Annotated in this window: 11 protein-coding genes and 2 other annotated features (1 of these 13 only partly in view); of the genes, 5 read left to right on the top strand and 6 right to left on the bottom strand. The window is 54.0% G+C overall.

What is annotated here, in order from left to right:
• Positions 1 to 429 (bottom strand) — a sequence feature (16S ribosomal RNA rRNA prediction is too short) (it extends 403 nt beyond the left edge of the window).
• A gap of 230 nt (positions 430 to 659) precedes the next feature.
• The 3 genes from clpB to rluD form a co-directional block, all read right to left on the bottom strand.
• Positions 660 to 3,233 (bottom strand): ATP-dependent chaperone ClpB, encoded by a 2,574-nt coding sequence (gene clpB, locus FHC51_RS22105; RefSeq protein ID WP_220436609.1) that lies wholly within the window; start codon positions 3,231 to 3,233, stop codon positions 660 to 662.
• Positions 3,234 to 3,362: 129 nt separating this feature from the next.
• Positions 3,363 to 4,094 carry a purine nucleoside phosphorylase YfiH gene (yfiH, locus tag FHC51_RS22110; RefSeq protein WP_220436610.1) on the bottom strand — a complete coding sequence of 244 codons (732 nt, stop codon included), beginning with the start codon at positions 4,092 to 4,094 and terminating at the stop codon, positions 3,363 to 3,365.
• Entirely contained in the window at positions 4,091 to 5,071 is a 981-nt protein-coding gene (gene rluD, locus FHC51_RS22115) for a 23S rRNA pseudouridine(1911/1915/1917) synthase RluD (protein ID WP_114314193.1), read from the bottom strand. Before rluD ends, yfiH begins: the two co-directional genes overlap by 4 nt.
• Positions 5,072 to 5,201: 130 nt before the next feature.
• Here rluD and bamD point away from each other — a divergent pair, with 130 nt between their 5' ends.
• The 4 genes from bamD (at position 5,202) to pheA (ending at position 7,971) form a co-directional block, all read left to right on the top strand.
• Complete coding sequence (gene bamD, locus FHC51_RS22120) at positions 5,202 to 5,939, top strand: outer membrane protein assembly factor BamD (protein ID WP_103822524.1); 738 nt, start codon at positions 5,202 to 5,204, stop codon at positions 5,937 to 5,939.
• Positions 5,940 to 6,210: 271 nt separating this feature from the next.
• Positions 6,211 to 6,552: a ribosome-associated translation inhibitor RaiA gene (gene raiA, locus FHC51_RS22125; RefSeq protein ID WP_220436611.1), complete on the top strand. Its 342-nt coding sequence runs from the start codon at positions 6,211 to 6,213 to the stop codon at positions 6,550 to 6,552.
• Between the two features lie 103 nt (positions 6,553 to 6,655).
• Positions 6,656 to 6,781 (top strand) — a sequence feature (Phe leader region).
• The gene (locus tag FHC51_RS22130) at positions 6,657 to 6,704 is read left to right on the top strand and encodes a hypothetical protein (protein ID WP_193767862.1); all 48 of its coding nucleotides are present in this window, start codon (positions 6,657 to 6,659) and stop codon (positions 6,702 to 6,704) included. It overlaps the preceding feature by 48 nt.
• A gap of 29 nt (positions 6,782 to 6,810) precedes the next feature.
• On the top strand, positions 6,811 to 7,971 hold the full coding sequence (gene pheA / locus FHC51_RS22135; protein WP_103180776.1) for a bifunctional chorismate mutase/prephenate dehydratase: 1,161 nt from the start codon (positions 6,811 to 6,813) through the stop codon (positions 7,969 to 7,971).
• Here pheA and FHC51_RS22140 read toward each other — a convergent pair.
• The 3 genes from FHC51_RS22140 to aroF are packed head-to-tail and all read right to left on the bottom strand — an operon-like array spanning position 7,968 to position 11,103.
• Positions 7,968 to 8,840: an SMP-30/gluconolactonase/LRE family protein gene (locus FHC51_RS22140; protein ID WP_220436612.1), complete on the bottom strand. Its 873-nt coding sequence runs from the start codon at positions 8,838 to 8,840 to the stop codon at positions 7,968 to 7,970. The two genes, pheA and FHC51_RS22140, sit on opposite strands and share 4 nt — an antisense overlap.
• A gap of 60 nt (positions 8,841 to 8,900) precedes the next feature.
• A complete protein-coding gene (tyrA, locus tag FHC51_RS22145; protein WP_220436613.1) occupies positions 8,901 to 10,022 on the bottom strand; it encodes a bifunctional chorismate mutase/prephenate dehydrogenase in 1,122 nt (373 codons plus the stop codon).
• A 10-nt stretch (positions 10,023 to 10,032) separates the two neighbouring features.
• Positions 10,033 to 11,103, bottom strand: coding sequence for a 3-deoxy-7-phosphoheptulonate synthase AroF (gene aroF, locus FHC51_RS22150; RefSeq protein ID WP_220436614.1), 1,071 nt, complete (start codon positions 11,101 to 11,103; stop codon positions 10,033 to 10,035).
• Positions 11,104 to 11,317: 214 nt separating this feature from the next.
• Here aroF and FHC51_RS22155 point away from each other — a divergent pair, with 214 nt between their 5' ends.
• On the top strand, positions 11,318 to 11,692 hold the full coding sequence (locus FHC51_RS22155) for a DUF2799 domain-containing protein (RefSeq protein ID WP_103822527.1): 375 nt from the start codon (positions 11,318 to 11,320) through the stop codon (positions 11,690 to 11,692).
• Positions 11,693 to 11,836: the final 144 nt, after the last annotated feature.

Genomic DNA, 11,836 nt, shown 5'->3' on the forward strand with positions numbered 1-11,836 from the left:
GCGCTTTACGCCCAGTAATTCCGATTAACGCTTGCACCCTCCGTATTACCGCGGCTGCTGGCACGGAGTTAGCCGGTGCTTCTTCTGCGAGTAACGTCAATCACTGCGGTTATTAGCCGCAATGCCTTCCTCCTCGCTGAAAGTACTTTACAACCCGAAGGCCTTCTTCATACACGCGGCATGGCTGCATCAGGCTTGCGCCCATTGTGCAATATTCCCCACTGCTGCCTCCCGTAGTGAATTACGTGTTCACTCAGAGACTTGGTATTCATTTATTGTCCGAGGACATTAAGAATCCATGTCACTTTGAGTGCCCACACAGATTGTCTGATAAATTGTTAAAGAGCAGTGCCGCTTCGCTTTTTCGCTGCGGCGCGGGGTGTGCATATTACGCTTCCCCGCCTCAGAGTCAAGCGATTATTTCGTGCTTTTCTCTGCCGGGTATTCATCGCTGAACCCCGCTGACCCGGCGGCGTGTTTGCCGTTGTTCCGTGTCAGTGGTGGCGCATTATAGGCGCTTATTCCGGGCTGGCAAGTATAAAGTGAAAATTATTTATCAACCGCTCACTTTCCAGGCAACCCCGCTTCAGAAAGCCCATTCTTGCCTGGTTTTTAAACAAAAACGAGCCCCCTAGGGCTCGTTTTCATCGTTTTGTGACTTACTGCACTGCCACGATCTGGTCGTCTTTCTTCACAAGCTGGATGGTTTTACCCGGGAGCAGCTTCCCGGAAAGGATTTGCTGCGCCAGCGGGTTTTCTATCTGCTGCTGGATAGCACGTTTGAGAGGACGTGCACCGTACACCGGATCGTACCCATTTGCGCTCAGCAATTGCAGCGCGTCATCCGCAATCTGCAGTTCATATCCACGCTCTTCCAGACGTTTATACAAACGCTGCAGCTGAATACGGGCAATAGAAGCAATGTGTTTTTCACCCAGTGGATGGAAGACCACGACTTCATCGATACGGTTGATGAACTCAGGACGGAAGCTGTGGCTGACCACGCCCATCACCAGATCCTTCATATGGCTGTAATCCAGTTCACCAAAACGCTCCTGAATCAGATCGGAACCCAGGTTCGAAGTCATGATGACCACCGTATTACGGAAATCGACCGTTCTCCCCTGCCCGTCGGTCAGGCGCCCGTCATCCAGGACCTGCAGCAGAATGTTGAACACATCCGGGTGCGCCTTTTCCACTTCATCCAGCAGGATGACGGAGTACGGACGACGGCGAACCGCTTCTGTCAGATAGCCACCCTCTTCATAACCGACATATCCCGGAGGTGCACCCACCAGACGTGAAACGGAGTGTTTCTCCATAAACTCGGACATGTCGATACGTACCATCGCATCGTCACTGTCGAACATGAAGTTTGCCAGCGACTTACACAGTTCCGTTTTACCGACACCGGTCGGCCCCAGGAACAGGAAGGAGCCAATCGGACGGTTAGGATCGGACAAACCGGCACGGCTACGACGGATCGCGTTCGATACCGCCTCAACCGCTTCATCCTGACCGATGACGCGATGATGAAGATCTTCCTCCATGCGCAATAATTTGTCGCGCTCGCTCTCCATCATTCTGGCTACCGGGATCCCGGTCCAGCGCGCCAGTACCTCGGCAATTTCTGCATCCGTCACTTTATTACGTAACAGACGCATGGTTTTGCCTTCAGCCTGGGTTGCCGCCGCCAGCTGTTTTTCCAGTTCCGGAATTTTGCCGTACTGCAGCTCAGACATTTGCGCCAGATCGCCCACGCGACGTGCCTGCTCGATGGCGATCTTCGCCTGTTCCAGCTCGGCTTTAATCGTCTGGGTGCCGGAAAGGGATGCTTTTTCTGCTTTCCACTCCTCTTCTAAGCCAGAATATTGCCGTTCTTTATCCTGGAGCTCTTCATTAAGCATATCCAGACGCTTTTTACTCGCTTCATCAGACTCTTTTTTCAGCGCCTGCTGCTCGAGCTTGAGCTGAATAATCCGGCGATCGAGTCGGTCCAGCTCTTCTGGCTTGGAGTCAATCTGCATACGAATACTGGAGGCCGCTTCATCGATAAGGTCGATCGCTTTGTCAGGCAGCTGTCGGTCGGCAATATAGCGATGCGACAAGGTTGCAGCCGCCACGATGGCCGGGTCAGTAATCTGCACATGGTGGTGCAGCTCATAACGCTCTTTCAGGCCACGCAGGATTGCGATGGTATCTTCCACTGACGGTTCAGCCACAAATACTTTCTGGAATCGACGTTCCAGGGCAGCATCTTTTTCAATGTACTGACGATATTCATCAAGCGTGGTGGCGCCCACGCAGTGCAGCTCGCCGCGAGCAAGGGCCGGTTTGAGCATGTTCCCGGCATCCATGGCACCATCGGCTTTACCTGCCCCCACCATCGTGTGCAATTCGTCGATAAACAGAATGACGTTGCCTTCCTGTTTTGCCAGATCGTTAAGCACCCCTTTCAGGCGCTCTTCAAATTCACCGCGGTATTTGGCCCCCGCCACCAGCGCGCCCATATCCAGCGCGAGTACACGACGGCCTTTCAGACCTTCCGGCACTTCACCATTGACGATACGCTGGGCCAGCCCTTCTACAATGGCCGTTTTACCAACACCAGGCTCACCGATCAGTACCGGGTTATTTTTGGTGCGGCGTTGCAGAACCTGAATCGTACGGCGGATCTCTTCGTCACGGCCAATGACCGGGTCAAGCTTGCCCTGTTCTGCACGCTCAGTCAGGTCGACCGTATATTTTTTCAATGCCTGACGCTGATCTTCAGCACCCTGATCGTTCACGCTCTCACCTCCGCGCATTTGTGCAATTGCCTGCGTCACGTTGGCGGTGGTTGCGCCGGCCGTTTTCAGCAGGTCGGTCAAGGTGCCACGTGATTCAAGCGCCGCCAGAACAAAGAGTTCTGACGAAATAAAGTTGTCGCCGCGTTTCTGCGCCAGTTTGTCGCACAGGTTTAATACGCGAACCAGATCCTGAGACGGCTGTACATCTCCGCCAGTGCCCTCTACCTGCGGTAAACGGCTCAGCGCCTGATCGATGGCTGTGCGTAACTGGCCCGCATTAATGCCGGCAGATGTCAATAAAGGACGTACCGATCCCCCTTCCTGATTCAGTAAGGCGCTCATTAAATGAAGAGGTTCGATAAACTGATTGTCGTGCCCCAGTGCGAGAGACTGGGCATCGGCGAGAGCAAGCTGGAATTTATTAGTAAGACGATCCAGACGCATAACTCCTCCCATAACAGGTCAAAATTGCTACTGGAGATTAAATGAGGTCATCCCTCAATTATTCAAGGTGAATGACCTGAATTATGCGAAAAGAAAACGACGCGTGCCGGATCGTCTTGATTCTATAGGTTATATCAGCCAAATGAAACTTGCCATACGTCCTGTCGTCTTGTCGCGGCGATAGGAAAAGAAATCACCGTTTTCGGTGAAGGTGCAGCGATCGCCGCCGTAGATCTGGCTGATACCGACGCGGGTCAGGCGCTGGCGGGCAAGCTGATAAATGTCCGCCATGTACTTATCTCCTGCCGGAAGAAAAGCGCTCTGCGCCTGCGCATCGTGCGCCATAAAAGCGTCGCGCACCTCCGGCCCCACTTCAAAAGCCTGTGGGCCAATGGCCGGGCCAAGCCAGGCGATGATGTTATCCGCGCTGTCGGCAAAACAGGCGATGGTCTCTTCCAGTACACCGGCGCATAATCCGCGCCAACCGGCATGGGCGGCGGCCACTTCCGTGCCCGCACGGTTGCAGAAAAGCACCGGCAGACAGTCAGCAGTCATGACGGCACAAACCGTGCCCGGAGTATTGCTGTAAGACGCATCGGCACGTTTCGAGGCGTACGGCTCACCGGTGAGACGAAGCACAGCGGTACCATGTACCTGTTCAAGCCAGACCGGCTTCGACGGCAACTGGCCTGCCGCAAACAACCGCTTACGATTCTCTTCAACGTGATCGAGGTTATCACCACAGTGAGCGCCCAGGTTTAATGATTCCCAGGCCCCCTCACTCACGCCGCCGATACGGGTTGAACTGCAGGCCGCTACGCCTTCAGGCGCAGGCCACTCCGGGACAATCAGTTTGGTCATAACCAGTCCACGTCATCCTTATGTTCTTCAAAATCGGCACGCATCGCGTCGATAAGATCCACCATATCCTGTGGAATTGGCGCATGCCATTCCATCTCAATGCCGGTGATCGGATGGTAGAGACGCAGCATGGTGGCGTGCAGGGCCTGGCGGTCGAATTTACGCAGCATCGCGATAAATTCTTCAGACGCCCCTTTCGGCGGACGCGGACGACCACCGTACAGCTGATCGCCCACCAGCGGATGGGTGATATGGGACATATGCACACGGATCTGGTGCGTACGGCCCGTTTCCAGACGCAGACGCAGACGCGTATGGATGCGGAAATGCTCCATGATGCGGTAGTGCGTGACGGCCGGTTTACCCATCGGGTGAACGGACATATGGGTACGCTTGGTCGGATGGCGACTGATAGGTTGCTCTACCGTACCGCCGGAGGTCATATGCCCAATAGCAACCGCTTCGTATTCACGGGTGATTTCACGCAGCTGCAGGGACTCAACCAGACGCGTCTGCGCCGGAATGGTCTTGGCAACGACCATCAGGCCGGTGGTGTCTTTATCCAGACGGTGAACGATCCCCGCACGCGGTACGTCCACAATAGGAGGATAGTAGTGCAGCAGGGCGTTCAGTACAGTGCCGTCAGGGTTACCTGCGCCAGGGTGTACAACCAGATCGCGCGGCTTGTTAATAACCAGGATGTCATCATCTTCATAGACGATATTCAGCGGGATATCCTGAGGCTCAAAACGGACTTCTTCTTCGATGTCAGCATTGATGGCGACCACTTCCCCACCCAACACTTTCTCTTTTGGCTTGTCCCAGATCTTGCCATTTACCAGCACGCGCTGGTCAAGGATCCATTCTTTTATGCGTGAACGCGAATAATCAGGGAACATTTCGGCCAAAGCCTGATCTAAGCGTTGTCCGAGCTGATTTTCGGAGACTGTCGCGGTGAGTTCTACTCGTTGTGCCATAGACTGCTTCTTCGTTTAACGTTGGGTTTTACGGCTTTGCCGTTTAATATAGTGTGCTATTGTAGCTGGTCTTAATCGGGAGCAGGAAAGAGATTCTCCCGGACAAACATTTGAGGAAAGTCAAAACGTCATGACGCGCATGAAATATCTGGTGGCAGCGGCCACGTTGAGCCTGGCTTTGGTAGGCTGCTCCGGTTCGAATGAACAGGTCCCTGACAATCCGCCGAATGAAATCTATGCGACTGCTCAGCAAAAGCTGCAGGACGGTAACTGGAAACAGGCGATAACGCAACTGGAAGCGCTGGATAATCGCTATCCATTTGGCCCGTACTCCCAGCAGGTACAGTTGGATCTGATCTACGCCTACTATAAAAATGCCGATCTGCCACTGGCCCAGGCGACGATCGATCGCTTCATGCGTCTGAATCCGACCCATCCGAATATTGACTACGTGATGTATATGCGCGGCCTGACCAATATGGCGCTGGATGACAGTGCGCTGCAGGGCTTCTTTGGTGTGGATCGCTCCGACCGCGACCCGCAGCACGCCCGCGATGCGTTTAATGACTTCTCTAAACTGGTTCGCGGCTACCCGAACAGCCAGTACGTAACGGATGCCAGCAAACGTCTGGTGTTCCTGAAAGACCGTCTGGCGAAATACGAATACTCTGTGGCGGAATATTATACCCGTCGTGGTGCGTACGTTGCCGTCGTGAACCGCGTCGAAGGCATGCTGCGCGATTATCCGGATACCCAGGCAACGCGTGATGGTCTGAAGCTGATGGAAAACGCCTATCGCCAGCTGCAGATGACCTCCCAGGCTGACAAAGTGGCGAAGATCATCGCCGCGAACAGCAGCAACTCCTGATTGTACAGTAGAATGCAAAACGGCAGCCTCAGGGCTGCCGTTTTTTTATCCATTTTCGCATCAAGCTGAAGCGGTTTAGCCTGCACGAATCCTATCAACTATGGCCGCAATTTGTCGCTTCGACAAGGTAAATGTTACATGTTCCTGTCCTGCCTCACAAAAAGAATCCGTTGACAAAAAGTGACATAAAAATGTGATTTACATCACACATTTTGACATTAGGAACGGTATGCTGGACTCACCAAGACGGGAAAGACAAGAGGTAAAATTTATGACAATGAACATTACCAGTAAACAAATGGAAATTACTCCGGCAATCCGCCAGCACGTCGCAGACCGTCTCGCCAAACTGGATAAATGGCAAACACACTTGATTAACCCACATATCATTCTCTCTAAGGAGCCACAGGGTTTCATCGCTGACGCAACTATCAATACTCCAAACGGCCATCTGGTCGCCAGCGCGAAACATGAGGATATGTACACCGCCATCAACGATTTGATTAACAAGCTGGAACGGCAGCTCAATAAAGTGCAACACAAAGGTGAAGCCCGTCGCGCCACAACATCGTTGAAAGACGCCAGCTTCGCAGAAGAAGTTGAAGATGAGTAATCCCTTACATTGAGTCTATCGCCAACGCGCCTTCGGGCGCGTTTTTTATTGACAGGGTGAAAACAGTACGGGTACTTTAAGTCTGTCTTCTGAAGGAATCATCCATGACCGTTAAGCCGTTTTTCTTCGCATTCTTTTTTACCTTCCCCTGATTGGGAGGCGTTTCGTCGTGTGATAAAGAATGCGAAGACGAACAATAAGGCCTCCCACACCGGGGGGCCTTTTTTATTGATAACGATAAATGACAAAGGCAACGCTATGACACCGGAAAACCCGTTACTGGATCTGCGAGATAAGATCAGCGCTCTGGATGAAAAATTGCTTTCACTACTGGCCGAACGCCGTGCGCTTGCCGTTGAGGTCGGAAAAGCAAAGCTGGCATCACACCGTCCGGTACGCGATATCGATCGGGAGCGCGACCTGCTGGAACGCCTGATTAACCTTGGCAAAACGCACCATCTGGATGCGCACTACATCACCCGCCTGTTCCAGCTGATTATCGAAGATTCCGTCCTGACGCAGCAGGCATTACTGCAACAGCATCTGAACAAGACCAACCCGCACTCGGCGCGTATTGCCTTCCTGGGACCAAAAGGTTCCTATTCCCACCTCGCCGCACGTCAGTACGCAGCCCGTCACTTCGAAGAGTTTATTGAAAGCGGCTGTGCGAAGTTCGCCGATATTTTCAATCAGGTAGAAACCGGCCAGGCGGATTATGCTGTCGTGCCAATCGAGAACACCAGTTCCGGTGCCATCAACGACGTTTACGATTTACTCCAGCACACTACGCTGTCGCTGGTCGGGGAGATGACGATCCCGATTGACCACTGCGTACTGGTTTCCGGAACGACTGACCTCGACAAAATCGAGACGGTCTATAGCCATCCGCAACCCTTCCAGCAGTGCAGCCAGTTCCTGAACCGCTATCCGGGCTGGAAAATTGAATATACCGAAAGCACGTCAGCCGCGATGGAGAAGGTCGCACAGGCCAACTCCCCCACCGTTGCCGCGCTCGGCAGCGAAGCGGGCGGGGCGCTGTATGGCTTACAGGTGCTGGAGCGCAACCTGGCGAACCAGACGCAAAACATCACCCGTTTCATCGTGCTGGCGCGTAAGGCGATCAACGTATCCGATCAGGTACCGGCCAAAACCACCCTGCTGATGGCGACGGGCCAGCAGGCTGGTGCGCTGGTAGAAGCCCTGCTGGTGCTGCGCAATCACAATCTGATTATGACCAAACTGGAATCGCGCCCTATTCATGGCAACCCGTGGGAAGAGATGTTCTATCTCGATATCCAGGCCAACCTGGAATCTGCATCCCTGCAGAAAGCCCTGCGTGAACTGGGTGAGATCACCCGGTCCATGAAGGTGCTGGGATGCTATCCGAGCGAAAACGTGGTCCCGGTCGATCCGGCTTAACGCGCAATAAATGGGCCTTTCTTCACCCCTGCCACGCTGACGGGCAGGGTGAAAATGGCGCCGGACAGAGGATATGCCGCCACCTCCTGCGCGTCCATGTTCTCACGGGTGGTGGTGATAAACAGCGTCTGCATATCATCGCCACCGAAACAGACCATCGTCGGGCAGCGCACCGGCAACCGGTACTCTTCCAGCTGTTCGCCCTGCGGTGAAAAACGGGCGATCCGCCAGCCGTCAAACAGCGCGCTCCAGTAACAGCCCTCCACATCCACCGCCGCACCATCCGGAATCCCCTCCCCCGGCTGGAACCGGCGAAAGACCTCCCGTTTACCCGGCTCACCCTGCTCATCCAGCGGCGTACGGTAGATCACCGCATTGGGCGTATCTGAGGTGTACATCCAGCGCCTGTCGTCACTAAATGCCAGACCATTATGACCATGGATATCACACTGGATTACCTCCGGCGTCAGGTCGTTATCGATCCGCATCAGCAGGGCGCCGTTATAGTCCCCCGGTGCCCAGAATGTGCCCGCGTAAAAGCGGCCGAAATGATCAGTTCCCCCGTCATTAAAGCGTGCCAGCTGCGGGTTCGACGGATTATCACAAACTTTTCGTTGTGGCAGCCCATGCTTATCCGCCAGCCAGATGCCCGTGCGCATGGCGACAATAAAGCCCCCATCCTTACGCAGCGCGAAGCACCCCACCTCTTCATGGAAGGATAAAACGCTGTGTTCACCCGTCGGCAGATGGTAGCGGTGGATCTCGCCTTCCAGAATATCCGCCCAGTAGAGCGCGCTTTCTGCTGCGCTCCAGGTGGGGCACTCTGGTAAGTGCCCCGTATAGTCAAACAAAACGCGTGGTTCAGCCATGACAGTTCCCCAAAATAAAAAAAGCCAGCAGTGCTGGCTTTCAGTATATACATCATCAGATTACTGGCGACTGTCATTCGCCTGTCTGAGCAAGATGCGGCTCTCGCTCTGGAAACGCTGGGCGTAATCGCCAAACCAGTGCTCGACCTTACGGAAGCTGTCGATAAACGCCTGCTTATCGCCCTGCTCCAGCAGCGTAATCGCCTCACCAAAACGCTGGTAGTAACGCTTGATCAGCGCCAGGTTATTGCCCGAGGACATAATGATATCCGCATAGAGCTGCGGATCCTGGGCAAACAGCCGTCCGACCATCGCCAGTTCAAGGCGATAGATAGGCGATGACAGCGACAGCAGCTGCTCAAGCTGAACGTTCTCTTCCGCCAGATGCAGGCCATACGCGAAGGTTGCGAAGTGGCGCAACGCCTGGATAAAGGCCATGTTCTGGTCATGCTCGACGGCACTGATCCGGTGCAGCCGCGCGCCCCATACCTGAATCTGCTCCAGGAACCACTGGTACGCTTCTGGCTGTCGGCCATCACAATAGACGACTACCTGCTTTGCCAGGCTGCCGCTGTCCGGGCCGAACATCGGGTGCAGCCCCAGCACCGGACCACGGTGCGCGGCAAGCATCGCCTGCAATGGACCATTTTTTACCGAGGCCAGATCGACCAGAATACAGTCATCCGGCAACGGTGGCAGTTGGGCAATAATCTCTTCAGTGATGTGGATCGGTACGCTGACAATGACCATGCCCGCATCGGCCACCATCGCCTGCGCCCGGGCCCAGTCCTCTTTTTCAAGGATACGTACCTGGTAGCCAGAAAGCGTGAGCATCTTTTCGAAGAGACGCCCCATCTGCCCGCCGCCACCGACAATGACCACCGGGCGCAGCGTCGGACAAAGGGTTTTAAATCCCTTGTCGTTTTCGCTGGAATACGACTCGCGCATCACCCGGCGCAGTACATCTTCAATCAGATCCGGCGAGACGCCCAGCGCCTGCGCCTCTTTGCGCCGGGAGGCCAGCATGGAGGCTTCGCGCTCCGGCACGTAAATCGGCAAGCCATATTTACTTTTGACTTCACCTACCTCGGCGACCAGCGCCATGCGGCGCGCCAGCAAATCCAGCAGCGCCTTATCTACCTCATCAATTTGATCGCGCAGGGCGGTCAATTCAGCAACCATAACAAACCTCTTAAGCCAGACGCGTCGCCAGCTGGCCGTTCAAATCTTTGTGGATCTCACGCAGCAGCGCATCGGTGGTTTCCCAGCTGATGCAAGCATCCGTAACAGATACCCCGTATTTCATGGCGCTGCACGGCTGCTCAGATGACTGATTGCCTTCATGGATGTGGCTTTCAATCATCAGGCCAATAATCGAACGGTTGCCATCTTTGATCTGCGCGACGACGGATTCCGCCACCGCAGGCTGACGACGGTAATCTTTGTTGGAATTACCATGACTGCAATCTACCATCAGCGCCGGGCGCAGTCCTGCCTGTTCCATCTCTTTTTCACACTGCGCCACATCTGCCGGGCTGTAGTTCGGCGCTTTGCCGCCGCGCAGGATAACGTGTCCGTCCGGGTTACCCTGGGTCTGCAGCAGGCAAACCTGGCCTGCCTGGTTGATGCCGACAAAACGGTGCGGCATGGCAGCGGCACGCATGGCGTTGATAGCAGTTGCCAGGCTGCCGTCAGTACCATTTTTGAAACCGACCGGCATGGAGAGGCCAGAAGCCATTTCACGGTGCGTCTGAGACTCGGTCGTACGCGCCCCGATTGCCGACCAGCTAAAGAGATCGCCCAGGTATTGCGGGCTGTTCGGATCCAGCGCTTCTGTCGCCAGCGGCAGCCCCATGTTTACCAGCTCCACCAGAAGATTACGCGCAATCTTCAGACCGGCTTCCACATCAAACGAGCCATCCATGTGCGGATCGTTAATCAACCCTTTCCAGCCGACGGTGGTACGAGGTTTTTCAAAATAGACGCGCATGACCAGGTAGAGGCTATCGCTGACCTCCTCGGCCAGAGCTTTAAAACGATGGGCATATTCGATGGCAGCTTCAGGATCATGAATAGAGCACGGACCACATACCACCAGCAGACGCGGATCGCGCCCGGCGATAATGTCGGAAATGGTCTTGCGGGAGTGCGCGATTTGCGCCTCTTGCTCAACGCTCAGCGGGAATTCCGCTTTCAGTTGATCCGGAGTAATCAAAACATGTTCATCAGTAATATGTACGTTATTCAGCGCGTCTTTTTGCATGATTGCGGTCCTGGAAGCTCGTTTGCGATAGTTGTTTCCTCACTGAGGAAGCCCAACGATATCACATAAAGTAAAGATTTCAATCCAAAATACGTAAATAATAGTTTACGACACCCCTTTTGAAGCAAAAAACATCTGATTAAGGTGTAACGTAAAAATTACAGAATAGATTCTTAACGCCAGGCTATGCTCAATGGAAAAAGGAGAATGCCTTATGCGCCTGACCGTGATCCCACTTTTGGGTCTGCTATTAACCGCTTGTCAGATTGATCCTTACACCCATCAGCCTCACTGGACCGGCACCGACTGGTATGATGCGGGAAAAGAAGACGCGATGGACGGCGTGGCCGTAAAATCCCGTGAAACGCTTGCCGCTAATTTTAATGACCCTAAGGTGGACCGCCCGGCCTATCTCAAAGGATATAAAGAGGGACAAAAGAAAATATGCCAGGAAAATTTTGTTTACGCCTGGGGATTAGCCGGTCGAATATTCCCCGCCAGCTGTGATACCGCTGAAAACGCCACTCAGCTCCGCACCGCCTGGCAGCAGGGTATGGATGAAGGTACAAAAGCCAGCCGTTTGAATTAATAACCTCGATAGTTTCTTTTTAAATTTAGGAGCCAGGATTTTACTTAAGTCCCTGAATATCAGCGCGACGTAATGACGATCCGGGTAAAAAATGGTATTATTGCGGCAAAACTAAAGGGCTAATATTTCCAGAGTGGTATGGCG

It is taken from the genome of Leclercia sp. EC_58 (assembly GCF_019584355.1).
GTDB lineage: Bacteria > Pseudomonadota > Gammaproteobacteria > Enterobacterales > Enterobacteriaceae > Enterobacter.

Excerpts from the sequence above, each read along its gene's own strand:
- yfiH (WP_220436610.1), bottom strand. The coding sequence starts at position 4,094 with ATGACCAAACTGATTGTCCCGGAGTGGCCTGCGCCTGAAGGCGTAGCG.
- clpB (WP_220436609.1), bottom strand. The coding sequence starts at position 3,233 with ATGCGTCTGGATCGTCTTACTAATAAATTCCAGCTTGCTCTCGCCGAT.
- aroF (WP_220436614.1), bottom strand. The coding sequence starts at position 11,103 with ATGCAAAAAGACGCGCTGAATAACGTACATATTACTGATGAACATGTT.
- tyrA (WP_220436613.1), bottom strand. The coding sequence starts at position 10,022 with ATGGTTGCTGAATTGACCGCCCTGCGCGATCAAATTGATGAGGTAGAT.
- FHC51_RS22140 (WP_220436612.1), bottom strand. The coding sequence starts at position 8,840 with ATGGCTGAACCACGCGTTTTGTTTGACTATACGGGGCACTTACCAGAG.
- FHC51_RS22155 (WP_103822527.1), top strand. The coding sequence starts at position 11,318 with ATGCGCCTGACCGTGATCCCACTTTTGGGTCTGCTATTAACCGCTTGT.
- raiA (WP_220436611.1), top strand. The coding sequence starts at position 6,211 with ATGACAATGAACATTACCAGTAAACAAATGGAAATTACTCCGGCAATC.
- pheA (WP_103180776.1), top strand. The coding sequence starts at position 6,811 with ATGACACCGGAAAACCCGTTACTGGATCTGCGAGATAAGATCAGCGCT.
- rluD (WP_114314193.1), bottom strand. The coding sequence starts at position 5,071 with ATGGCACAACGAGTAGAACTCACCGCGACAGTCTCCGAAAATCAGCTC.
- bamD (WP_103822524.1), top strand. The coding sequence starts at position 5,202 with ATGACGCGCATGAAATATCTGGTGGCAGCGGCCACGTTGAGCCTGGCT.